The following is a 22966-nucleotide window of genomic DNA, read 5'->3' as shown; positions in this document are numbered from 1 at the left end:
TCATGAAATTTACTAAAAAAGAAATTGTATTTTTAGATCCCATGCACACTGCCAAAACCTTAGTGTTGGTTTACCTGTGCTTCTCCGTCCCAATCGTACTGTTGGCTCTGTTTGTTGCCTTTATTCGAGACGGCTCAATTCCTGGGTTTACAGTCATTTCTGCCCTTGTACTTAATGCCATCCTGGGCTTTGGGCTCTTATGGATTGCCTGTAAAGTCTATAACTGGGTTGCAGAAAAATTTGGCGGTATTGAACTTGCCCTTAAAGAACTTCCCGAAGAGACGGACGATATTCAGCAGTAAAGCTTGGCAAAATTAGTTCTTCCACAATTCGGTATTGATCAGGCTTGGTGGGCGCTTTCCTTCAAGAGCAGCATTTAAATTATCGATGGCCAAAGCAACCATGGCGCGCCGAGTTTTTTCTGTGGCACTCGCAATATGCGGTGCCAATACTACGTTACTCAATTTAAGTAACTCCGGATGAACCTTGGGTTCACCTTCATAAACATCGAGACCTGCAGCAAAAATTGTTTTTGCTTTTAACGCAGCCGCTAAAGCTGCGTCATCGACAATACCGCCACGCGCGATATTGACCAATGTAGCAGTCGGTTTCATCAGCGCAATTTCCTTAGCGCCAATCAAGTGATGGCTTTCTGCAGAATAAGGCACCACCAAAACGACATGATCAGCTTCGCGCAGTAAGGTTTCTTTATCAACATACCTTGCACCACATGCTTTCTCGTCGGTCTCACTTAAGCGCTTGCGGTTGTGGTACATCACTTTCATCCCAAAGCCTAAAGCGCGCTTCGCAATCCCTTGGCCAATTCGGCCCATACCAATAATGCCCAAGGTGGTGTGATGCAAGTCCATACCTAGTGGGTTGTAAACGATGGACATCTTGTCCCATTGGCCATTCCGAATCCAATGCTCTGACTCCGTAATTCGTCGGGCTGTCGCCATTAAAAGTGCAAAGCCAAAGTCGGCCGTTGTATCCGTTAACACATCCGGGGTATTGGTAGCCATTACCCCAGCTGCAGTCATTGCAGGCACATCAAAATTGTTATAGCCAACAGAAATATTAGCCACAATCTTTAGGTCTTTCGCATCAGAGAGGGTGTTGCGATCAATTCGCTCACTGCCAAATACTAAGGCTCCCTTGACTTCGGCAAGATGCTTGCGTAATTGCTCTGGAGAAAAAATGTCATCCGCCTGATTCGATTGAACCTCAAATTTCTCCTCCAATTGTGCTAAGGCATCTGGAAAAATGGCACGGGCAACGAGGATTTTGGGTTTGGTTGTCATGGCTCTGAGTAAGGGTGTGATATCGGTAGAATCAAGACTTTACACCATTTGGGATAAAATCCAATGGTTGATTATTTTTGTCTTTATGATCGTATTTCTTCCTCAGAGTGAGCTATGACCTACGTTGTCACTGAATCCTGTATTCGTTGCAAATACACCGATTGCGTTGATGTATGCCCTGTTGACTGTTTCCGTGAAGGTCCTAATTTCTTAGCAATTGATCCGGATGAATGCATTGATTGTGCGGTATGTGTTCCGGAATGCCCCGTCAATGCAATTTATGCAGAAGATGATGTGCCGGGTGATCAGCAAAACTTTATTGCAATCAATCTTGAGCTCGCTAAGCAATGGCCCAGTATCACAAAATCCAAGGCGCCTCTTGCTGATGCGGATGATTGGAAAGATGTCAAAAGTAAGCTCGAGCATCTCGAAAAATAATGCCTTGCCTGCATTGACTTAATTTCGCATGCACCAATTTCATCAACTCATGCACCATGTCCTCGAACATGGCGCCCAAAAATCGGATCGTACTGGAACCGGAACTTTATCGGTTTTTGGTTATCAGATGCGCTTTGATCTCGCAGAGGGCTTCCCGCTAGTGACCACGAAGAAGCTTCACCTAAAGTCGATTATCTATGAGCTCCTCTGGTTTCTGAGCGGCAATACCAATAATCAATGGCTCAAAGAACGTGGGGTATCCATTTGGGATGAATGGGCCGCTCCAAATGGAGACCTTGGGCCAGTGTATGGTTATCAATGGCGATCCTGGCCTGCGCCCAATGGCGAGCATATCGATCAAATCAAAGAAATTATCCATACGATCAAAACAAATCCGGATTCCCGCCGAATTATTGTCTCGGCCTGGAATGTCGCTGATATTCCAAAAATGGCGCTGGCGCCCTGCCATGCCTTCTTTCAGTTTTACGTGGCTAATGGAAAACTCTCCTGCCAACTCTATCAGCGCAGTGCCGATATTTTTTTGGGCGTTCCATTTAATATTGCTAGTTACGCTTTACTAACGCACATGGTTGCTGAGCAATGCAATCTTCAACCCGGCGAATTTATTTGGACTGGCGGTGATTGTCATTTGTACAGCAATCACTTAGAGCAAGTAAAACTTCAACTCTCGCGGACACCCTACCCATTACCAAGCCTTAAAATTCATCGCAAACCTGAGTCAATCTTTGATTACCAGTTTGAAGACTTTGAAATTGTGGGGTATGAGTCCCACCCCCATATCAAAGCACCGGTTGCCGTCTAAAGTCGATTAATGACAAATCCTGCTATCTCGATGATCGTTGCGCGATCACGCAATCATGTAATTGGTAAAGATAATCAAATGCCCTGGAAGATCTCGGCTGATTTGCAATTTTTTAAGAAAGTTACCATGGGTTATCCCATTATTATGGGACGCAAAACCTGGGAATCGATTGGCAGACCATTGCCAGGAAGACGCAATATCGTCGTCAGTCGCAATTCTGACTACCAGGCAAAGGGGGCTGAGCTGGTCTTATCGCTCGATGATGCCCTGAAATCATTGCGCGAGTTTGAGAGAGTGTTTGTGATTGGTGGCCAACAATTATTTAGCCAAGCTTTTCCATTGGCAGATCAACTCTTTATTACTGAGATTGAACTTGAGGTTGAGGGTGATACCTTTTTTGAGGTTCCCGATCCACAAAATTGGGAAATTGTTGAGCGGGTTGCGGCGAGCGAAGGTGCTATTCAGTTTAGCTATGTGACCCTTAACCGAATTCATCAATAACTATTTTCCGCCAATTGTCATTGATCCGAGCAAAATAGAGCCCGTTTCTTTTGTCCCACGAATAATCGTGTCGTCGCCCACTGCCGCAATATCCATCAACATCTCTTTGAGATTACCAGCAATAGTGATTTCTTCGACCGGGTGTTGAATTTCACCATTTTCTACCCAGTAACCAAATGCACCACGTGAGTAGTCACCCGTTACGTAATTAACGCCCTGCCCCATGAGCTCAGTCACCAACAGGCCGGTTCCCATTTCTTTCAGTAAGCCCGGTAGGCCACCTGTTGGGGTATGTTGACTGTGTAATCTCAAATGATGTGCACCACCGGCATTACCAGTGGTTTGCATTCCTAACTTACGGGCGGAATAGCTGGATAAGAAATACCCTTGAAGCTCCCCTTTGGCAACAACCGAGCGAGCCTGAGTGCGAACTCCCTCCTCGTCAAAAGGGGCGCTACCAGTTTGTCGTTTTAAATGTGGCAACTCAAATAAATCAAGATGCTTTGGCATAACCGATTTACCAAGACTGTCTAGCAAAAAACTCGAGCGTCGGTAGAGCGCAGCGCCTGACGTTGCTTGAACTAGAGATCCAATCAGTCCAACAGCAATTGGTGCCTCAAAAATTACCGGGCAACGGCGCGTACTCAGTGACTTCGCATTTAAGCGAGATAGAGCACGTTGGGCTGCATATTGGCCAATCAGACTTGGTTTAGCGAGCTCATTAGCCATCCTAGAAGTGCTATACCAATCATCGCGCTGCATGGAACTAGTCTTACCTGCTGCATTTGCAATCGGGGCGCATGAGATAAAGTGCCTTGAATATGGATAACCGCCAATAAATCCATTGCTAGTCCCCAATATAAAGTGGGCCTGATGCGCCGACACCGAAGCCCCATCGCTATTAGCAATCGCCCGATCAACGGCAAAAGCGGCCTTCTCTGCCTGCCTGGCAATGGCAATTGCTTTTTTACTATCGATTTCCCATGGATGGAATAAGTCTAAGTCAAGCGGGTGATGCTCGAGTAAATGCGGATCGGCTAATCCAGCGCAATCATCTTCTGCAGTATGTTTGGCAATATGAAACGCAGCTTGTACCGTAGTCCGCAACGACTCAGGTGAGAAGTCACTTGTACTCGCATTGCCCCGGCGCTGACCCAAGTAGACACTGACGCCCACTTGTTTATCGACGCTTTGTTCAATGGTCTCTACCGCCCCTTTTCGTACGGTCACCGATAATCCGTGGCCCTCTGAAATTTCAGCAGCGGCGTCCGTCGCGCCAATTCGCTTGGCTTCTGCCAAAATAAAGTCAATAATGATTCTGAATTGATCGTGTGAATATGCGAACATTCTCTAATGATAGCTAGAATAGAACCATGAAGCACCCGAACCCTTTTGAACGTCGTTTTCCCAACGAAGCAAAAATTGGTTTGGTCTCGATTTCAGATCGAGCCAGCCAGGGCGTCTACGTCGACGAGGGCATTCCCAGTCTGCGAAATTGGCTGTCTCGGGTCATCACCACGCCTGTTGTTTTTCATGAACGCCTGATCCCCGATGAAGTCGAACATATCACCTCAAGCTTGATTGAGCTCGTTGATGAAATGGGCTGTGACCTCGTGTTAACAACGGGCGGAACCGGTCCAGCACGCCGCGATGTTACCCCCGAAGCAACCTTAGAAATTGGGACTCGCGAGATGCCTGGCTTTGGGGAGCAAATGCGTCAAATTAGTCTGCACTTTGTACCTACTGCGATTTTATCGAGGCAAGTAGCTGTCTTGCGAGAAATTGAAGGCCATAGTGCGCTTATCCTCAATCTTCCCGGGCAACCCAAGTCGATTCAAGAAACTCTAGAAGGCTTAAAAGATCCTGATGGTAAGACCTTAGTTCATGGAATTTTTGCAGCGATACCCTATTGCATTGAGCTAATGGGTGGGCCATGCATCGAAACCGATGATGCCATCATCAAAGCCTTTAGGCCCAAGAAAAAGAAGTAGTTAATCGTTTGTTGGCGCGGGCATCCGAAAGAAATGCTCGCGGTAATACTTGAGTTCCTCGATTGATTCCATAATATCGGCCAAAGCCGTGTGGGCCTGTTGCTTTTCAAAGCCTTTCACTAAATTAGGTTGCCAACGTTTTGACAATTCTTTAATGGTCGAAACATCAACGTTCCGATAATGAAAATAAGCTTCGAGCTGAGGCATGTAGCGGGCCATAAAGCGTCGATCTTGGCAAATTGAGTTACCGCACATTGGCGCAGTGTTTGCTTTCACATATTGCTTTAGGAAGGCAATGCACTGCTGCTCGACTTCGGGTTCACCTAGCGAGGAAGCCTTCACTTTATCGATAAGCCCAGACTTGCTGTGGGTTCCTTTATTCCAAGCATCCATGCCATTTAATACTTCGTCGGTTTGATGAACAACCCACACAGGCGCTGTGGCTATTACGTTTAAGTGAGCATCCGTGACGATCATTGCAATTTCTAAGATACGGTCGCTATCGGGCTTAAGGCCGGACATCTCCATATCGACCCAAACCAGAGGATCATTACCGTTAGCGGTATGCTTCATTTGTTCACTCATCTCTATAATACTTTCATGACCTTTACATTGATCTTCATTGCCGCCCTACTATTGAGCGTCGGCATGCGCCACTGGTTGGCCATGCGACAAATACGCCACGTCGCCCTCCACCGCGCTAGTGTACCGAATGAATTTGCTTCCCGAGTTTCTTTAGCCGATCATCAAAAAGCGGCTGATTACACCATTGCAAAATTACGCTTCGGACTTCTCGAAAATGCCTTTGGTGCATTCGTCTTGATCGGCTTCACTTTACTTGGTGGCTTAGAGTGGCTTAATCAAATGCTATTAAGCATGCTGGGATCAGGCATTGCTCAGCAAATGCTTCTTTTAGTTTCCTTGGCACTCATTTCGGGGATTTTAGATTTACCCTTTACCTGGAAAAAGCAATTTGGTATTGAGGCAGCGTTTGGCTTTAATCGAATGACTCCGCGCCTCTTTTGGCTTGATACCATCAAAGGAATTGCTCTAGCGGCGGTGCTTGGCCTGCCGCTACTGTGGCTGGTTCTGGAACTCATGGCCACCAGTGGCTCGTATTGGTGGCTGTGGACTTGGATCGTTTGGACACTATTTAATGCCTTGTTGCTATGGCTCTTTCCAACGGTAATTGCGCCCTTATTTAACAAATTTAAGGCGCTTGAGGATGGCCCCTTAAAAACTCAAATTGAGCAGCTCTTAAAGCGCTGTGACTTTGCGAGTCAAGGTCTTTTCGTGATGGATGGTAGCAAACGCAGTGCCCACGGTAATGCCTATTTCACCGGCATTGGTAAAGCCAAACGTATTGTCTTTTTTGACACTCTCATTGAAAAACTAGAGCCTTTAGAAGTCGAAGCGGTTTTAGCCCATGAGCTAGGTCACTTTAAGCGTCAACATATTCGCAAACGTCTACTTGTCTCATTTGCCCTCAGTTTTGTAATGCTAGCCATTTTGGGATGGGTTAGCACTCAACCCTGGTTCTATTTTGGCCTCGGAGTAACTCCTGATCTTACCGGCTATAACGGCGGTCTTGCGCTCGCCCTTTTTATGTTGGTAGCGCCTGTATTTGGATTCTTTTTTACACCATTGGGAAGTCTTGCCTCGCGTAAACATGAGTACGAAGCAGATCATTTTGCCGCCCAGAAATCATCTGCAAATGCGCTTATCTCTGCTCTTGTAAAACTTTATCAAGACAATGCTTCCACCCTCACCCCGGACCCCATCTACACCGCTTTTTATAGCTCGCATCCCCCTGCTCCATTGCGGATTGCACACCTACAACGTTTTGCATGAGTAATATTCGGTAATGGGTTCATTTCGTGCCCTTCTGAGCGCTTCTTATGGCAGGCATTATTTAGCGCAACGAATTGAGGCTGATGGATCCCATGGTGGACCCTTTATTCAAGTGAGCGTCCCCGGCAAACAACACCTCGGTGCTGTCGGTGATCGGTTAATTCTTGAGGCCACATCCGCTGATCAAGCGCGCATTCTTGAGATTGAGCCTCGCAAGAATTTACTGTATCGCTCGGACGCATTCAAAAGTAAGAGTATCGCTGCGAATGTCGATCAAATATTGATTGTTTTGGCAACCGCGCCTGCATTCTCTCCAGACCTTCTCGGGCGCGCAGTGATTGCAGCCGAACTAAATCAAATCGACCTTCATATTATTTTGAACAAATGCGATCTGCAAGAAAAGCTTATGGTTGCACGTGATCAGCTTGCCCCATACAAATCGATGGGCTATGCCGTGCATGAGGTCTCTGCAAAATTTAATCCCCAATCCCTTGAAATACTTCACCCGCTCTTAAGGGGGAAGGTATCGGTTTTGGTGGGTCAATCTGGTATGGGTAAGTCAACTCTTCTCAATGCCTGGGTTCCCAATGCCGCAGCCGTAACCCAGGAATACTCTCAAAAACTAGATAGTGGCAAACACACCACGACAGCCTGTCGCTATTTTGATTTACCGGAATGGGGTCGCGATATCCATTGTTTGGGAGCGATTATTGATTCGCCAGGATTTCAGGAATTTGGCCTTGCCCATGTATCCGAAAGCCAATTGCAACATGCGTTTCGGGAGTTCAGGTCCTATTTAGGAAAATGCCGCTTTCATAATTGCAAACACGACAACGAGCCCGATTGCGCGGTTCAAGCGGCTGTCTTATCAGGTGCAATTGCGAGCGAGCGCTTAGCACTCTTTAAACAGCTGGTCTCAGACTCGAAAACAGCCGATATCCAAATCCAGGGAATCAGCCCATCCAGAGAGCGATGGTCAACATCGCTAAAACCACCATACAAACGATAAGGGCTCGCCACACAAGACCAATTGCCGAGCGCATGGATCGCTCACTGGGCTCATGGCCAATCTCATAAACAGGTGGCTCGCCCGCCTCAGCCCTTGCTAATGCCTCATCACTGGTTGGCTCCCGTAGAGGCTCGCCCAAACGAACTCCGAGTGCGCCACTACCCGAGGCCAGTAAAACAGCTGAAAGTGGGTCCGCCCATTTACTGGTTAAGTTACGCCATGCATAAATCGCATCTTCAAAATTGCCCACGATTGCAAAACTAATTGCACTGAGGCGAACTGGCACCCAATCCAGGATGAAGAAAAAGTGTTTAGCTGCTTCTGACAGGTTCAGACCAAACGCCTCCCATCGACGACTTGCTTTATCCGCCAATCGATATAAAACGACCCCAGCAGGGCCAATGGGCATAAGAAACCAGAAAAATACGCCAAACACATGGCGATGCGCTCCAACAATCGCTCGCTCCAGAGCAATCGCAATGATTTCGCTTTGAGATAAGTGGGAAGTGTCCAACTCATCCCCTACCCACTCTTGTAGCGCCTTTCGGGCTGCCAGAAGATCGTGGTTTTGAATCGCTTCGTGGACCTCAGTAAACGAATGACTAAATTGACGAAAACCGAAGAATAGATAGACGATGATGATGTTCCACGCAAACGCCAATAGTGGGCTCACAACATATGCAAGTAGATAAATCACAAACACCAATAGGGTTGGAAGACCAAAGCCAACCAAGCACGCTAGACGAGCGCCCACTGGGGTTGCGCCCTGCTCAGATTTACCACCAAACTCTTTGGCGACCCAATCGAGCCATGCGGCACTCATTCTCCGTATCCAATGCGATGCGGTAACAGGCCGGTATTGCTCGGCAATCAGTGCGAAGAGAATGGAGAAAAAGGTCATGCTTTTAATAAATGATATAGATTTCGTAACATTCCGGCTGTAGCGCCCCAAATAAAGCGATCCGCATACGGTATTGCATAAAATCGCCGTGAGCCCTCATCACTATGCCATACCCGCACCTCATGATTTGCTGGGTTCATCAGAAATGACAGAGGAACCTCAAAAATATCCGCCACCTCAAATGGGTCTGGACGATATGCCTGAGGAGGCGCGACTAAGGCAACCACAGGGGTCACCCGATAACCGGACACGGTCAAATACTCTGGCATGGTCCCAATTACATCAATATGGTCGCTGGGCAAGCCAATCTCCTCTTCGCTTTCACGCAATGCGGTAGTAATAATGGATTCATCGTCAAAGTCCTTGCGCCCACCTGGAAAACTAATTTGCCCGGCATGATCATGCAAATGCTCCGTTCGTTGCGTTAAAAGCACATGCAAACCGTTTGATTGCATCACAATTGGCAACAAAATAGCAGCTTCTGTGGTTAGCCCCTCTGCCTCCCGTTGCGCGATGATGTTACTTGCGATCACATGTCGATTTTCATCGGTAATTTCAGGAGTCCAGGCTGGTGGCGAGGCGAAGCGTTGACGCAGAACATTTGCATTGAACAGATGATCAGAAACCCGCGTTTGATCTTCACAGCGATGTGAAATTGGTACGCTGCGGGGATTGAAATGAGGTGGCGCCGCTAAGCTTTTTCTGATCGATGCAGATGAATTAACCATGCCGTCATTTTAGGTGATTTAAGAAAACAAAAAGGCGACCGAAGTCGCCTTAATGGCATGAACCAAATGAATTACTCAGCCGTTTGCTCGGCCGCTGTCTCTTTAGCGCGTGCAGTTAACTTTTCTTTAATACGTGCAGACTTACCAGAACGATCGCGCAAGTAATACAACTTAGCACGACGGACATCACCGCGACGCTTCACTTCAATGCTAGCAATCAGCGGGGAATAAGTCTGAAAAGTACGCTCGACGCCCTCACCAGATGAAATCTTTCGGACGATGAAACTGGAGTTTAGGCCGCGGTTGCGCTTAGCAATTACTACACCCTCAAAGGCCTGCGCACGTTTACGGGTCCCTTCAACAACATTCACACTAACAACCACGGTGTCGCCAGGCGCAAAACTTGGAATCGTTTTGTTGGCGGTTAGACGAGCAATTTCCTCTTGCTCAATAGTTTGAATCAAATTCATTTCAACTCCTTTGGCATCGTATTGACGTTAATCCCACACAAGTGGACTCAATAGAGGATGCAATTTAATTTTCGCCAAACCTTTAGGATTCAAGCGTCTTCAAAAACGCCTCATCCTTTGGACTTAGCAACCCATTAGCGCGCGCTTTGACGATGAGATCTGGGCGGCGCTTGAACGTCAGCTCTAATGACTTTTGCCGACGCCAATCCGCTATTTTAGCGTGATGTCCGCCCAAAAGCACGTCGGGGACGGATTTATTTCCATAAATCTCCGGACGGGTAAAGTGGGGGTGGTCCAAAAGCCCATTCATAAAGCTATCCTGCAGAGCCGAACCTTCATCTCCCAAGGCCCCTGGAATTAAGCGAATTACAGCATCCATAAGGATCATGGCAGGTAACTCGCCCCCCGATACGACAAAATCTCCGATTGAGATCTCTAAATCGACTTTTCCATCAATAAAACGTTGATCTACTGCCTCATACCTACCGCAAATTAAGGTTAATTGTCGGTAATTGAGGATATCTGTTGCTAACTTCTGGGTAAATGGCTCTCCCTGAGGGCTTAGAAGACAAACCGGTCCGCTGCCCAATCCTCGACCTACATGGGACCGGCCAACGGCCTCCAAACAAGATTCCAGGGGTTTTGCCATCATCACCATACCTGGACCCCCACCATAAGCTCGATCATCAACGGTTTTTCGGGAATCCTCCGAAAAATCTCTGATATTCCAAGTGGTTACAGAAGTTAGTTGTTGCTCACAGGCGCGTCCAGTCACGCCATACTGAGTAAGAGCGGCAAACATTTCTGGGAAGAGTGTAAGCACATCAAAATCCATTTTGGTCTTTTCCATGCCTATTGACTCCAATTTGGCTGCCAATCCACGACTACCCTACCCGATGGAAACTCGGCCGACTTTAACTGAACCGATTTAACAATCGCTGGGACAAAAGGAATCAGCTCACTACCAATCGTCATGATTGGATGGGCGCCAAATTCAGCCATATCAAGAATCGCCCCCAGATGAATTCCCTGTTCGTTGTAGACCTCGCACCCAATTAAATCAATCCAATAATAGGTATCTTGCTCAGGTGGTGGAAATGCATCTCTGGGAAGCGATACCGCCCAACCCTTAAGGGCCAATGCAGCGTCCCGATCACAAATGCCGTCCAAAAGCATCACCACATAGCCAGAGTGAATTTTTGCAGATTGAACGCGATAAACGGTGGGCTTGGCTCCAGCCTCATAGCCCTGTAAATATGCCTCTTTGGATGCTAGAAGAGCAACTGGATCAGGGGAGTATGGGCGGACCTTAATGTGGCCTTTGAGGCCCTGGGCATCGTAGACAATGCCTAAATCAACTAAATCAGAGGGGGATGGATGACCGCTCACCGCTCCCCCATTAATTATGGCCAAGTTTTAGGCCGCTGGATGATCCTTGATCAAACGCTTTACCGTTGGCGAAATTTGCGCACCAACACCAGACCAATACGTTAAACGGTCTTGGGATAGGCGCATTGCCTGCTCTTTTTCAGAGGCTTTAGGATTAAAGTAACCCAAGCGCTCGATGAAGTTCGAGTCACGACGATTGCGTTTGTCGGTAGCAACGATGCTGTAAAAAGGGCGCTTTTTAGAGCCGCCGCGGGCAAGTCGAATAACGACCATAGGTATTTCCTTAAAATCAAATGATTACAAAATGGTTGACCAAATCGTCTTTGCTCCAAAGGGCCTAAATGACCAACAAGAGTGACGATTACAGAAAACCTCATATTCTAGACGAAATGACCAAAAAACTCCATCATTCCATGAAAGATTATTGACCGTGACCAAAAAAAATACATATAGATCAATAGGTTACAAAGAAAACTCAGTGCTTCGGGTTTTACAAGGCAAAAGGCAGCTGATGGGTATCGTTACCCTAGCGCCATTTTTTTTAATCGGTTGTGCCAATCTGGTCCCACCATGTCCTGGAAAAACAACCCCGCCCTACTCCGAATTGGTGGGCACGCAATGGGAACTCAATCGCTGGAATATGGCGCCTAACACCATGGGTGAAGTTCGTCTTCGATCGATGCCTAGCGATGGTGGTCAAAAAATTAGCTTGCAATTTAGTCAAGGCCGAGCAAGTGGCTATAGTGGCTGCAATCGCTTTAATGCGCAAATCATAGAAGACTCGCGGGGATTTCAGATTGAACAAATTGCTACGACTCGTATGGCCTGCGCCTCCAATCGTGACGAGATTGAACGCGAATTCTTGTATCTATTGAGGGATTACCGAAGTATTGCACGCGATGGCAATTATTTACTTATCATTGGTCCCAACCGCGAGGTGTTAGGTTTTAACTTAATCCAACGAACTAATCCATGAGCACTCCATTTCGGTCTAAGTTAATATTTTCTGCGCTAGGGCTCTTTCTTCCTGGTACTGGATTCAATTGCTTTTATTTACTCGGTATCAAAAGTTTTTGGGGTTGGATTCAGCTTACGTCTCTAATTGCTGGGATTCTAGGGTTTTTGCTTTTAAACACAAGTCCAGAGTCCTCTGCAGCAGCTTGGGTTTTAATTGTTCTTGGATTTATTGCCTTGGAAGCAAGTTGGTTAAGCACGATTGTGTTTGGTTTGCGTCCCGATGAAAAATGGGATGCGCAATTCAACGCGTCATTTCAAGGGAAACAAAAAACGGAGTCTGGCTGGCCAGTAGTGATTTGCGTAATCCTGTCCCTGGTGATTGGTGCAGGAGCGATGATGAGCTTTCTAGCAATTGGTTTTGAGCAATTTTTCATCTACCAGATTGAGGAAGCTAAAAAGCTGAGTCAATAAGGTGGCATTAGATCGAGTTAGTTAACTCGGGCACTAAGGTAAAAAGGTCGCCAACTAAGCCATAGTCTGCGACCCCAAAGATTGGTGCGTCTGGATCTTTATTAATCGCCACAATTACTTTAGAGTCTTTCATCCCAGCGAGATGTTGGATTGCTCCCGAGATCCCCACTGCAATATATAGCTGTGGGGCCACAATTTTCCCAGTTTGACCCACTTGATAATCATTGGGAACATAGCCTGCATCCACTGCAGCACGCGAAGCACCGAGGGCGGCGCCGAGCTTATCGGCCAATGGCTCAATTAACTCTTTATATTTCTCGGCAGAGCCAAGTCCACGACCTCCGGAAACAATAATTTTGGCAGCCGCTAATTCGGGACGATCCGATTTAGTCAACTCACGACCAATGAATTGACTCGCAGCAAATGGTTCTGAGGTAGCAATTGATTCGATTGAACATGATCCGCCAGTATTCGCAGGATCAAAATTAGTCGTTCGAACCGTAATTACCTTTTTGGAGTCAATCGTTTGTACCGTCGCAATTGCATTACCTGCATAAATGGGACGCTCAAACTGATCGGGCGACACAACCTTAGTAATATCGGAGAGCTGTGCAACGTCAAGCTTTGCCGCAACCCGTGGCATCACGCTCTTACCATGGGCCGTAGCGGGCGCTAGGAAGTAATCGTAACTGGAAGCTAGGGCAAGAATTTGCTCGGCAACTACTTCCGGTAACTGATTCGCAAAATGCGGTGCATTCGCATAGATAACCTTACGAACTCCCTCTATCTTGCTAGCCTCTTGTGCGATCGCGTCGATATCATGGCCAACTAGTAAAACATCCACTTCATTGGTGCACTGCTTAGCAGCGCTTACCGAGTGATGCGTAGCCATTTTTAATGAATGCTGATCATGCTCAGCGAGAACCAGTGCAGCCATTACAGTACCTTTGCTTCGTTTTTTAGTTTATCGATCAAGGTTGCAACATCAGCCACTTTGATCCCTGCAGAGCGTTTAGGTGGCTCCTCGACCCGAATTGTTTTCAACCGTGGCGTGATATCGATACCGAGATCATCAGGCTTCACAACATCCAACTGCTTTTTCTTGGCTTTCATAATATTGGGCAGGGTGACATAGCGCGGCTCGTTTAGACGAAGATCGGTTGTGATCACGGCAGGCAAAGAGACTGCAACGGCCTCAAGACCGCCATCAACCTCACGCGTGACCGATGCCTGGCCATTACTAATTGTTACTTTAGAGGCAAATGTTGCCTGCGGAAGATTGAGCAAAGCAGCCACCATTTGCCCCGTTTGGTTACTGTCATCATCAATTGCTTGCTTACCCATAATGATGAGTTGCGGCTGTTCTTTGATATAGATTGCTTGAAGTAATTTGGCAACTGCCAAGGGCTGTAATTCGATCTCGGTCTCACATAAGATAGCTCGGTCTGCGCCAACCGCCAAAGCCGTTCTTAACGTCTCTTGACACGCTTGAGAGCCTGCTGAAAAGGCAATAATTTCTGTAGCAAGGCCTGCTTCCTTTAGTCGCACCGCCTCTTCAACAGCAATTTCATCAAAGGGGTTCATGCTCATTTTGACGTTCGCAATATCCACCCCGGATTGATCCGACTTTACGCGAACCTTAACGTTGTAATCGACGACTCGCTTAACTGCGACCAAAATCTTCATAAAAGACGACCTTTATGCTTACCCAAATCGTTATTTTATCGTGATTTAGACTAGATCTCGGCTAAAGTTTTCAAATGAGCAGCCACACTGCGACCTAATGCCGAAAGGTTATATCCACCCTCAAGGCAACTCACAATCTTGCCCTCACAATACTGATTGGCAATCTCCATCAACTGCTTAGTCATCCAAACATAATCATCTTCAACCAGGCCCATTTGACCTAAATCATCTTCACGGTGGGCATCAAAACCCGCTGAAATAATAATCAATTGGGGCTTAAATTCATGAAGACGTGGGATCCAGGTTTGACTAATCATTTCGCGCACAACCTTGCCGTTGGTGCTTGCTGGTAAGGGCACATTAACCATATTGTCTCCGCCATCAAGACCACTATATGGATAGAAAGGGTGCTGAAAAAAACTGCACATCAGTACATGAGGATCGTTGATGAACGCAGCTTCTGTACCATTACCATGGTGAACATCAAAATCAATCACAGCCACTCGATCTAAACCGTAGGTTTCAATCGCATAGCGTGTCGCAATAGCCACATTGTTAAATACACAAAATCCCATTGAGCGATGCGGCTCAGCATGATGCCCCGGGGGACGAATCGCACAAAATGCATTGTTCACTTCACCTTGCATGACTGCGTCAACCGCTGCTATCGCGGCGCCAGCCGCACGTAACGAAACAGTCCAAGTGGCAGGGTTCATGATCGTATCCCCATCAATCATCGAGTAGCCACTAGAAGGTGCTTTACTCTTCACAAATGCTAAATGATCCTCGCTATGAACTCGAGTGATATCCGCTTCCGAGGCAAGTGGTGGATCAATTCGCTTTAGGTGTGCATCAAGACGACTTTGGATTAATTGATCCTCAATTGCTGCAATTCGTTCTGGGCATTCTGGGTGATGGCGGCCCATCTCGTGTTTCATAAAGTCGGGGTGGCTTATGTAGGCAGTACTCATATTTGTCTCTCAGTGAATAACAACTAACTATACTTAGTATGAATTTGTATTAAAAATACTATTTTTATTATCTTAGCGCGATCTTGAACTTTCTACCGTTTTTCTCCAGTCTCGCACTAACGGTTCTGTTAGGCGCTTGCGCATCCACCACTCAGCAGCCAGACACAGCCAACAATGAGGACTCGAAATCCATCGCAAAGGTCCCTCCCAGTAAGATCAACATATCTAACGCCAAACGAGATACATCATCACTCCAAGATCTCCTCAATCGGGTATCCGAGCAACAAAATATCCCCATAACATTTTTAGAGAATGGTTTTAAAGATGTCCAAAACCTATCTCAAATCAAAAAATTAGTTGCGCCCCCGCCAGTTAGCTTTCAAAAAAATTGGCGGGTATACCGTTCGCGTTTTGTTGAACCGGTTCGGATTCGGGCCGGTCTTAGCTTTATTGAGCAAAATCGAGCCGCTCTAGAGGCCGCCGAATCAGAATCGGGTGTCCCTCATCAAGTCATTGCAGCCATTATCGGTGTGGAAACGATTTATGGTCGGCAAATGGGAAACTTTCGGGTCAAGGACGTACTGACCACGCTTGCGTTTGATTACCCAGAGGCCCCCAATCAAGCTGCGCGAGAGATTCTATTTGAGAATCAGCTCAAAGACCTGATTATTTTATGCTGGCAAGAGGCCAAGAACAGGCAAAATTCTTTTAATCGTTGCCTCAATCAAAGTAGCTCTTATGCGGGCGCTATTGGCCTTCCTCAATTCATGCCTGGAAGTATTTTGCAATTTGCCACCGATGGCGATGGCGATGGCGTAATTGATCTTCGCAATAATCGACGCGATGCAATCTTTAGCGTCGCCAACTTTCTTAAAGTACACGGCTGGCAACCGGGTATGCCAATCTACTTTCCAGTGATTGAAAATGATAAAACGCAAGCAAAAATTATCGAACTCGCTGATGGCCAGCCGATTGCCAAAATCACGGTAGCAGAACTGATTCAATTGGGTATTTTGGAACCCAACAATGGTGATCTCCTTCAAGGCGGAGTGGAACCAAGCAGCAAGGCTTTGGTTGTTGATCTCCCTTCACCCGGAGCCAATCAAGAGACGGAAACTACTTACGTGGTTGGACTACAAAACTTTCTAAGTATCGTGAACTACAACCGCAGTTACTTTTATGCCCAAAGTGTTGCTGAATTTGCGCAGGCGCTGGGATATCAAAATAAAAGTGTGATCACGCGAGAGCGGATCGAGAAACTCGAGCAGGTGCCAGCTAGCAAAAATCGATCCACGCCAGCTAAAGCAGCTAAGAAAGATAGCAAAGCGAAGAAATCGAGTAAGCCACTAAAGCCAAGTAATTAGGCTGGAAATACGCCTGTTGATAAATAACGATCACCTCGATCACACACAATAAAAACGATGGTGGCATTTTCAACCGTTTGAGCAACGCGTAGCGCGATGACTAGGGCGCCTGCAGCAGAAACACCACAAAAGATGCCTTCTTCCTTGGCCATGCGGCGTGCCATTTCCTCGGCCTCGGCCTGGGTCACGTATTCAATTCGATCGACGCGTTCGGCTTGATAGATTTTTGGTAAATAAGCAGGTGCCCATTTCCGAATTCCAGGAATCTGTGAACCCTCTTCGGGCTGTCCACCAATAATTTGAATATCGGGATTCATTGACTTTAAATACGTCGACACGCCAGTAATTGTTCCTGTGGTCCCCATCGCAGAAACAAAATGAGTAATCTGGCCATGCGTATCGCGCCAAATCTCTGGCCCCGTAGTCTCGATATGAGCCCGCGGATTATCTGGATTAGCAAATTGATCCAATAGCTTTCCACGCCCCTCTTTTTGTAATTGCTCAGAGTAATCTCTGGCTAATTCCATCCCGCCAGAACTGGAAGTCAAAATAAGTTCTGCTCCATACGCAGCCATACTCTGTCGACGCTCGAGACTTTGGTTTTCCGGCATGACCAAAATAATTTTGTAGCCCAACATCGCCCCAACCATTGCGATTGCAATACCGGTATTACCACTCGTTGCCTCGATCAAGGTGTCTCCGGGCTTAATATCACCCCGCAACTCAGCATGCTTGATCATCGACAGCGCGGGTCGGTCCTTGACCGACCCCGCTGGATTATTACCCTCCAACTTACCCAAAATTACATTACCGCGCCGCTCATTATCCATACCTGGAATACGCTGTAAACGAACCAATGGCGTGTTGCCAATGGTCTGAGAGATGGTTGGATAAAGTGCTGCGGATGAATTGGATTGGGTCATGGACTTATTTTAGCGACAACTCCATCAAAAGCAGTTGGTTTCAATAGCGCTGACGCGAATCAGTCGATCGCTCGCCCTCCGCCGCAGGCGCTTTAGCTTGATACTTCGGGGTCTTTTTAGTGGAACGCGCCTCTGCACGAGGGCTACTTTTTGTTTCACGGTATCCACTTTGGCCTTCAATTTTTAAGCCATTCTCCATCAATTTGCCAACTGAGCGCTCACCAATACCTCGAACACGCGATTGCAAATCATATGAATCGTAAAATGCCCCGCCTTTTTCTCGCTCAGCAATAATCGCTTTTGCTTTTGAGGGTCCCAGTCCACGAATACTCTCTAGCTCAGTTTGACTTGCCGTATTGACGTTGACTGGAGCGGCATTTACAAAGGAAGTACTAAGCGGCAATGCCAGCGCTAAAGCCATCATGCCAATCATCGATTGTTTGGATAAGGCGTTAGCGGATGTATGAAACAAAGACGATAAACCCATATATTTCTCCTTTGCAGTTGATGAACAATCCATGACGAACGTGTCATGGCTTTCTTCAACGCCCAATTGTTGATTGGGTTGACGAAATAAATGATCTAGAGGGGATTTGCTAAAAAATCAGAATTAGCCGATAGCCATTCGATATATTGACTGACACCGTGCTCAACATCTAAGAAGCTATCGTTATAGCCTGCTGCCCTTAATTGAGCTAAATCTGCTTGGGTAAAACACTGATACTTACCCCGTAAATCATCCGGGAAAGGAATGTATTGAATAAGTCCCTGCTGAACTAGATCCGCTAAGGGTAACGCCGACTGATTGGCGAGCTTACGCATAGTATTCACGGTTGTCAGTGCAACGTCGTTAAAGGGTTGAGCGCGACCGGTACCCAGATTAAAAATACCACTCTTATCTGGATGATCCAAGAAGAAGAGGTTCACTTTCACTACATCTTCAACCGAAACAAAGTCGCGCGATTGCTGACCAGGTGCGTAACCGCCATATTCTCCAAATAATTTGACCGTTTGATTTTTTTTGAACTGATGGTAATGGTGGAATGCAACCGAGGCCATCCGCCCTTTATGAGATTCGCGCGGTCCATATACATTGAAATACCGAAAGCCTACAACTTGAGCTGTCGGAGCCTTCTCGGCCATGCGTGCACGCATGTATTGGTCAAATAGGAATTTTGAGTACCCATAAATATTTAACGGCTTCTCATATTGCCGATCTTCCACAAACGTATCGGACCCTCCATAGGTTGCAGCCGATGATGCATATAGAAATGGAACCTTTTGATTAGTACAAATCTCGTAAAGATTGATGGAGTACTGATAATTATTGTTCATCATGAAAACCCCATCAGTCTCCATCGTGTCCGAACATGCCCCCTCATGAAAAACTGCTTTTACTTTTCCAAACCAGCCTTCATGAAAGCCTTCTAAAAAATCATTTTTATCAACGTAATCTGCGATATCCAAATCAGCCAAATTGCGATATTTGTCTGCAGGTCGCAAATCATCGACCGCAATAATATTTTTTTCACCACGGGCATTTAAAGCACGAACAATATTGGCGCCCACAAATCCGGCGGCACCAGTCACAATATAGGTCACTGTAGCTCCTCTGCGCAAACGGTTGCCGTTCCCAGTTTACCGACCACTATGCCTCCAGCGCGATTAGCTAAGGCCATCGCACGCTCCAGAGGCCATTTGGCAGCCAATGCGACTGCTAAAGTAGCGATCACGGTGTCCCCAGCGCCTGACACATCAAATACCTCCCGCGCCTGGGCACGAACATGACTTGCGCCAGCCGATGTAAATAATGTCATGCCCTCCTCAGAGCGGGTTAACAGTAAAGCGTCGATCTCAAGCTGCTCTCTCAAGGCCTGAGCCTTTTGGTTAAGCTCCGCTTCACTCGACCACGCGCCGACCACTTGCCGCAATTCGCTTCGATTAGGAGTTAATACGTTCGCACCTTTGTACTTCGCATACGCATCACCCTTTGGGTCGACCAGAACAATCTTTTGTTTTGCCTTGGCTAGCGCAATCATGCTGGTCACTTGCTCTAAGGCGCCCTTACCGTAATCCGATAAGATGACAACATCGGTCTCGGGTAGTAATGTTTCAAACTGCTTGAGCTTCTGAGCCAGTGAACCCGAACTTGGGGCCTCCTCGAAGTCTAAACGAATCAATTGTTGCTGACGGGCTATGACCCTTAATTTAACGGTAGTAGGCACTTGTGAATCCGTCTGTAAGCAGCTATGCACGCCACTGTCGTGCAATAGGGCTTCCACTCGTTTGCCGGCCTCATCAACTCCAATTACCCCTAGTAGACTAGTTTGCGCTCCCAAAGCAGATGCGTTACGAGCTACGTTCGCTGCACCGCCTAAGCGCTCATCGATCTTGCCAACCTGCACCACAGGAACTGGGGCCTCAGGCGATATGCGACTGGTATCGCCAAACCAATAGCGATCGAGCATGACATCACCCACTACCAAAAGGCGGGTTTTGCTAAATTGTGTACGGTCGGCTTTTTCGGTCATCGCTCTAGATTCAATTCATAACTCAATTATGCCGACCAATGCCGTAATACTCAAAACCCAGCTCAGTCATCGACTGGGGCTCGTACAGATTGCGTCCATCAAAAATGATCGGATTTTGCATTGCTTGCTTTAGGTGATCAAAATCGGGGCTACGAAATGCCTTCCACTCGGTCACAATGATTAATGCGCTAGCCCCTGCTAAGGCATCCTCAGGAGTCTTTACTAAAGAAACCCGCTTAAGTTCATCGGGCTTTGTCTGAAAATCCAATTCAAGTGCATGTTGGGCCTCTGTCATTGCTACTGGATCATGAGCGACCACTTGGGCGCCCCGCTTAACCAGCTCCGCAATAATGAAACGACTGGGCGCCTCTCGCATATCATCGGTATTCGGTTTAAATGCCAAACCCCACATTGCAAATCGATGCTTAGAAAGATCATTACCAAAACGTTTAGTGATCTTTTCAATTAATATGGTCTTTTGCTCGCGATTAACAGCCTCGACAGCCTCTAAGATTTTTAGATCTCGTCCATGCTGTAAGGCAGTTTTGGATAAGGCCGACACATCCTTAGGGAAACAAGAACCACCATAGCCAGTTCCTGCGTATAAAAATCCATAGCCAATCCGCGAGTCCGAACCAATGCCCTGACGTACCGCTTCAATATCAGCGCCAACCGCATCCGCTAAATTAGCAAGCTCATTCATAAACGAGATACGCGTGGCCAACATCGCATTGGCAGCGTATTTTGTGAGCTCAGCACTCTTTACGTCCATGTAATAGGTGCGCTCGTGATGCCGATTAAATGGCGCATAAAGTTTACGCATGAGTTCTTTAGCGCGCAGACCTGCAGCATCGTGATTAGTTCCAATCACAATGCGATCTGGGCGCATGAAGTCCTCGACTGCAGCACCCTCTTTCAAGAACTCCGGGTTAGAAACCACCGAGCACCATGCAGGATCTAAATTACGTTTTTTTAACTCCTCAACAATCGCTGCCGTGACTTTTTCAGCTGTACCAACCGGCACCGTCGACTTATCAACGATGACCTTTGAACTATTCATGTATTTACCGATATTACGAGCCGCAGCAATCACATACTGCAGATCCGCAGAGCCATCTTCATCCGGAGGGGTTCCTACGGCAATAAACTGAATTTCACCATGTTCAACAGCCGCCGCAACGTCGGTCGAAAATTGAATGCGCCCTGCAGAGCGATTGCGGGCAATCATTTCTTGCAATCCAGGTTCGTAAATTGGGACTCCGCCAGAATTTAAGATATCGATTTTTTTTTGGTCGAGGTCTAAGCAAAAAACTGCGTTACCAAGTTCGGCTAGACACGCCCCGGTAACCAATCCTACATAGCCACTGCCAACGATAGTAACTTTCAATCCTTACCCCTAAATATCGAATATTAACTGGATGATTTGCATGATTTATTACATCGACGGACCGCTTGGAACTGCGCCTTCAGTCCGTCGCGGGGAGTATGCCTCCCAATGATTACAGCCAGGGCATTGCCAATAAAAACGCCTTGCCCGAAATCCGCAATTTCCACAGGTATAACGTGCTAAGGCGGTTGTCCGCTGTTTTAACAATCCAAGAGTGGATTTAAGATCAGCCACCCTCGTTTCTGGACCAGTCACCTCGGCTAAGGCTAAACGGGTTTCTGCTAACTTTGATAATGCACTGAGCGTCGGTGAATGTTGCATAACATCGACCAACATCACCTCGGCCGCCTGAGCCCCCCGAATTTGCATCATATGCTTATGCACAATATCCAAGAGCTCACCAATGGCTTGTGTTTTTAGGAGGGCAAGTAATTGATCCAAGCCGAGATTCACCTGATTTACAGCATGATGTGCCGCCATCCAACGATCAGCCACTAAGTGCATATAAGCCGGATTTTCTCTCGCCACGATTGCCCAAACATCGATCGCTTGTTGGGGGCGCTCATTCGCTAAATAGAAATCCCCTTGCAATATTAGAGCGCGCGCATGATTTGGAATTGCCGATAGCGCGTGATGGATTGCTCCCTCTGCCTCAGGAAAATCAGCCCGTCGCAAAGCCTCTTGAGCAATCTCACAATAGAACTGCGCGATTTCTAATTGATGGCTTTTGTCTTGCAAACCCTGCAGTTCGTTAGCAGCAATGATTGCTTTTTTCCAATCCTTCTCAACCTGGTACATCTCTAAAAGACTCTCTTTGGCCGGTATGGCATATTTACCCGCACCGACTTGATTGAGAGACGCTTCAGCGCGATCCAATAAGCCTGCTCGCAAAAAATCACGGCCAAGCTCATAAGCAGCATGATCTCGATCACGCGGCTTTAAATCTTCACGGTTGGCCAGATGTTGATGAACGCGAATTGCTCGCTCGGTCTCACCGCGACGACGAAATAGATTGCCCAGGGAAAAATGCAAATCAACCGTTTCTGGATCCAATTGAGCGACCTTGACTAGGGTTTCGATCGCCTGATCCGGTTGTTCATTGAGTAATAGATTTAAACCCTTAAACGTAGAGCGCTGCTGTTTTAGTCGCTCACGCTCATCCTGGCGTGCCTCTAAGCGCAAATCCCAGCGAGAAGCTAGCCAACCCAAACCAAAAAAGATCGGGATCAGGAGTAACCAACCGGTTTCAATTTGAATCATTTCAGTGGCGAATG

The 22966-nt window shown here is 47.0% G+C and carries 28 protein-coding genes; 10 read left to right on the top strand and 18 right to left on the bottom strand.

What is annotated here, in order from left to right; translation table 11 throughout:
• Positions 1-2 precede the first annotated feature (2 nt).
• On the top strand, positions 3-302 hold the full coding sequence (locus QUE65_RS02410; protein ID WP_215371662.1) for a hypothetical protein: 300 nt from the start codon (positions 3-5) through the stop codon (positions 300-302).
• Between the two features lie 12 nt (positions 303-314).
• Here the strand turns inward: QUE65_RS02410 and QUE65_RS02405 are convergent, their stop codons facing one another.
• A complete protein-coding gene (locus QUE65_RS02405; RefSeq protein ID WP_286281651.1) occupies positions 315-1301 on the bottom strand; it encodes a 2-hydroxyacid dehydrogenase in 987 nt (328 codons plus the stop codon).
• Positions 1302-1415: 114 nt separating this feature from the next.
• Between QUE65_RS02405 and fdxA the strand changes: the two genes are divergently transcribed.
• Genes fdxA through QUE65_RS02390 form a run of 3 tightly spaced genes read left to right on the top strand, consistent with a single transcriptional unit; the run spans position 1416 to position 3063 of the window.
• The gene (gene fdxA / locus QUE65_RS02400; protein ID WP_108509308.1) at positions 1416-1739 is read left to right on the top strand and encodes a ferredoxin FdxA; all 324 of its coding nucleotides are present in this window, start codon (positions 1416-1418) and stop codon (positions 1737-1739) included.
• Positions 1740-1767: 28 nt separating this feature from the next.
• Positions 1768-2562 carry a thymidylate synthase gene (locus QUE65_RS02395; RefSeq protein ID WP_286281650.1) on the top strand — a complete coding sequence of 265 codons (795 nt, stop codon included), beginning with the start codon at positions 1768-1770 and terminating at the stop codon, positions 2560-2562.
• A 9-nt stretch (positions 2563-2571) separates the two neighbouring features.
• Entirely contained in the window at positions 2572-3063 is a 492-nt protein-coding gene (locus QUE65_RS02390; RefSeq protein WP_286281648.1) for a dihydrofolate reductase, read from the top strand.
• On the opposite strand, the gene pmbA is transcribed toward QUE65_RS02390, so the two are convergent.
• Positions 3064-4410 carry a metalloprotease PmbA gene (gene pmbA, locus QUE65_RS02385; protein WP_286281647.1) on the bottom strand — a complete coding sequence of 449 codons (1347 nt, stop codon included), beginning with the start codon at positions 4408-4410 and terminating at the stop codon, positions 3064-3066.
• A 26-nt stretch (positions 4411-4436) separates the two neighbouring features.
• On the opposite strand from pmbA, the gene mog reads away from it, so the two are divergent.
• The gene (gene mog / locus QUE65_RS02380; protein WP_286281646.1) at positions 4437-5054 is read left to right on the top strand and encodes a molybdopterin adenylyltransferase; all 618 of its coding nucleotides are present in this window, start codon (positions 4437-4439) and stop codon (positions 5052-5054) included.
• Here mog and orn read toward each other — a convergent pair whose 3' ends face one another.
• Positions 5055-5639 carry an oligoribonuclease gene (orn, locus tag QUE65_RS02375; protein WP_458574764.1) on the bottom strand — a complete coding sequence of 195 codons (585 nt, stop codon included), beginning with the start codon at positions 5637-5639 and terminating at the stop codon, positions 5055-5057.
• Positions 5640-5654: 15 nt separating this feature from the next.
• On the opposite strand from orn, the gene QUE65_RS02370 reads away from it, so the two are divergent.
• Both QUE65_RS02370 and rsgA read left to right on the top strand, forming a co-directional pair.
• Positions 5655-6905 (top strand): M48 family metallopeptidase, encoded by a 1251-nt coding sequence (locus QUE65_RS02370; protein WP_286281643.1) that lies wholly within the window; start codon positions 5655-5657, stop codon positions 6903-6905.
• Between the two features lie 13 nt (positions 6906-6918).
• On the top strand, positions 6919-7914 hold the full coding sequence (gene rsgA, locus QUE65_RS02365; RefSeq protein WP_286281641.1) for a ribosome small subunit-dependent GTPase A: 996 nt from the start codon (positions 6919-6921) through the stop codon (positions 7912-7914).
• Here the strand turns inward: rsgA and QUE65_RS02360 are convergent.
• From QUE65_RS02360 to rpsP, 6 genes are all read right to left on the bottom strand, one after another.
• Complete coding sequence (locus tag QUE65_RS02360; RefSeq protein WP_215371647.1) at positions 7859-8815, bottom strand: CobD/CbiB family protein; 957 nt, start codon at positions 8813-8815, stop codon at positions 7859-7861. The two genes, rsgA and QUE65_RS02360, sit on opposite strands and share 56 nt — an antisense overlap.
• Positions 8812-9543 (bottom strand): CoA pyrophosphatase, encoded by a 732-nt coding sequence (locus QUE65_RS02355; RefSeq protein WP_286281638.1) that lies wholly within the window; start codon positions 9541-9543, stop codon positions 8812-8814. The genes QUE65_RS02360 and QUE65_RS02355 overlap by 4 nt, the downstream gene beginning before the upstream one ends.
• 71 nt (positions 9544-9614) lie before the next feature.
• Complete coding sequence (gene rplS, locus QUE65_RS02350; protein ID WP_215371643.1) at positions 9615-10013, bottom strand: 50S ribosomal protein L19; 399 nt, start codon at positions 10011-10013, stop codon at positions 9615-9617.
• Between the two features lie 82 nt (positions 10014-10095).
• Positions 10096-10848, bottom strand: a complete 753-nt coding sequence (gene trmD, locus QUE65_RS02345; protein ID WP_286282398.1) for a tRNA (guanosine(37)-N1)-methyltransferase TrmD — start codon at positions 10846-10848, stop codon at positions 10096-10098.
• A 17-nt stretch (positions 10849-10865) separates the two neighbouring features.
• Positions 10866-11402, bottom strand: coding sequence for a ribosome maturation factor RimM (rimM, locus tag QUE65_RS02340; protein ID WP_286281637.1), 537 nt, complete (start codon positions 11400-11402; stop codon positions 10866-10868).
• A gap of 27 nt (positions 11403-11429) precedes the next feature.
• Complete coding sequence (rpsP, locus tag QUE65_RS02335) at positions 11430-11675, bottom strand: 30S ribosomal protein S16 (protein WP_215371638.1); 246 nt, start codon at positions 11673-11675, stop codon at positions 11430-11432.
• A gap of 238 nt (positions 11676-11913) precedes the next feature.
• Between rpsP and QUE65_RS02330 the strand changes: the two genes are divergently transcribed.
• Together QUE65_RS02330 and QUE65_RS02325 are read left to right on the top strand one after the other, a co-directional pair.
• On the top strand, positions 11914-12378 hold the full coding sequence (locus QUE65_RS02330; protein WP_215371636.1) for an META domain-containing protein: 465 nt from the start codon (positions 11914-11916) through the stop codon (positions 12376-12378).
• Positions 12375-12830: a hypothetical protein gene (locus QUE65_RS02325; RefSeq protein ID WP_286281635.1), complete on the top strand. Its 456-nt coding sequence runs from the start codon at positions 12375-12377 to the stop codon at positions 12828-12830. Before QUE65_RS02330 ends, QUE65_RS02325 begins: the two co-directional genes overlap by 4 nt.
• A gap of 7 nt (positions 12831-12837) precedes the next feature.
• On the opposite strand, the gene QUE65_RS02320 is transcribed toward QUE65_RS02325, so the two are convergent.
• From QUE65_RS02320 to QUE65_RS02310, 3 genes are read right to left on the bottom strand one after another with little or no spacing between them, the layout of a single operon-like run.
• The gene (locus QUE65_RS02320; RefSeq protein WP_286281634.1) at positions 12838-13767 is read right to left on the bottom strand and encodes an electron transfer flavoprotein subunit alpha/FixB family protein; all 930 of its coding nucleotides are present in this window, start codon (positions 13765-13767) and stop codon (positions 12838-12840) included.
• Positions 13767-14516, bottom strand: a complete 750-nt coding sequence (locus QUE65_RS02315) for an electron transfer flavoprotein subunit beta/FixA family protein (RefSeq protein WP_286281632.1) — start codon at positions 14514-14516, stop codon at positions 13767-13769. The genes QUE65_RS02320 and QUE65_RS02315 overlap by 1 nt, the downstream gene beginning before the upstream one ends.
• A gap of 50 nt (positions 14517-14566) precedes the next feature.
• A complete protein-coding gene (locus QUE65_RS02310) occupies positions 14567-15487 on the bottom strand; it encodes a histone deacetylase family protein (RefSeq protein ID WP_215371629.1) in 921 nt (306 codons plus the stop codon).
• Between the two features lie 83 nt (positions 15488-15570).
• Between QUE65_RS02310 and QUE65_RS02305 the strand changes: the two genes are divergently transcribed.
• Positions 15571-16851, top strand: a complete 1281-nt coding sequence (locus QUE65_RS02305; protein WP_286281630.1) for a lytic murein transglycosylase — start codon at positions 15571-15573, stop codon at positions 16849-16851.
• Here QUE65_RS02305 and cysM read toward each other — a convergent pair.
• The 6 genes from cysM to lapB form a co-directional block, all read right to left on the bottom strand.
• Positions 16848-17774, bottom strand: a complete 927-nt coding sequence (gene cysM / locus QUE65_RS02300) for a cysteine synthase CysM (protein WP_286281628.1) — start codon at positions 17772-17774, stop codon at positions 16848-16850. The genes QUE65_RS02305 and cysM overlap by 4 nt on opposite strands.
• 40 nt (positions 17775-17814) lie before the next feature.
• A complete protein-coding gene (locus tag QUE65_RS02295) occupies positions 17815-18261 on the bottom strand; it encodes a ComEA family DNA-binding protein (protein ID WP_286281627.1) in 447 nt (148 codons plus the stop codon).
• A 95-nt stretch (positions 18262-18356) separates the two neighbouring features.
• Positions 18357-19376, bottom strand: a complete 1020-nt coding sequence (gene rfaD, locus QUE65_RS02290; RefSeq protein WP_286281626.1) for an ADP-glyceromanno-heptose 6-epimerase — start codon at positions 19374-19376, stop codon at positions 18357-18359.
• On the bottom strand, positions 19373-20305 hold the full coding sequence (gene rfaE1, locus QUE65_RS02285) for a D-glycero-beta-D-manno-heptose-7-phosphate kinase (RefSeq protein ID WP_286281625.1): 933 nt from the start codon (positions 20303-20305) through the stop codon (positions 19373-19375). The genes rfaD and rfaE1 overlap by 4 nt, the downstream gene beginning before the upstream one ends.
• Positions 20306-20327: 22 nt before the next feature.
• The gene (locus tag QUE65_RS02280) at positions 20328-21692 is read right to left on the bottom strand and encodes a UDP-glucose dehydrogenase family protein (protein ID WP_286281623.1); all 1365 of its coding nucleotides are present in this window, start codon (positions 21690-21692) and stop codon (positions 20328-20330) included.
• Between the two features lie 48 nt (positions 21693-21740).
• Positions 21741-22952: a lipopolysaccharide assembly protein LapB gene (gene lapB / locus QUE65_RS02275; protein ID WP_286281621.1), complete on the bottom strand. Its 1212-nt coding sequence runs from the start codon at positions 22950-22952 to the stop codon at positions 21741-21743.
• Positions 22953-22966: the final 14 nt, after the last annotated feature.

It is taken from the genome of Polynucleobacter sp. HIN8, from assembly GCF_030297615.1.
Classification (GTDB): domain Bacteria; phylum Pseudomonadota; class Gammaproteobacteria; order Burkholderiales; family Burkholderiaceae; genus Polynucleobacter.
This window is presented reverse-complemented; position numbering and strand designations above follow the sequence as displayed.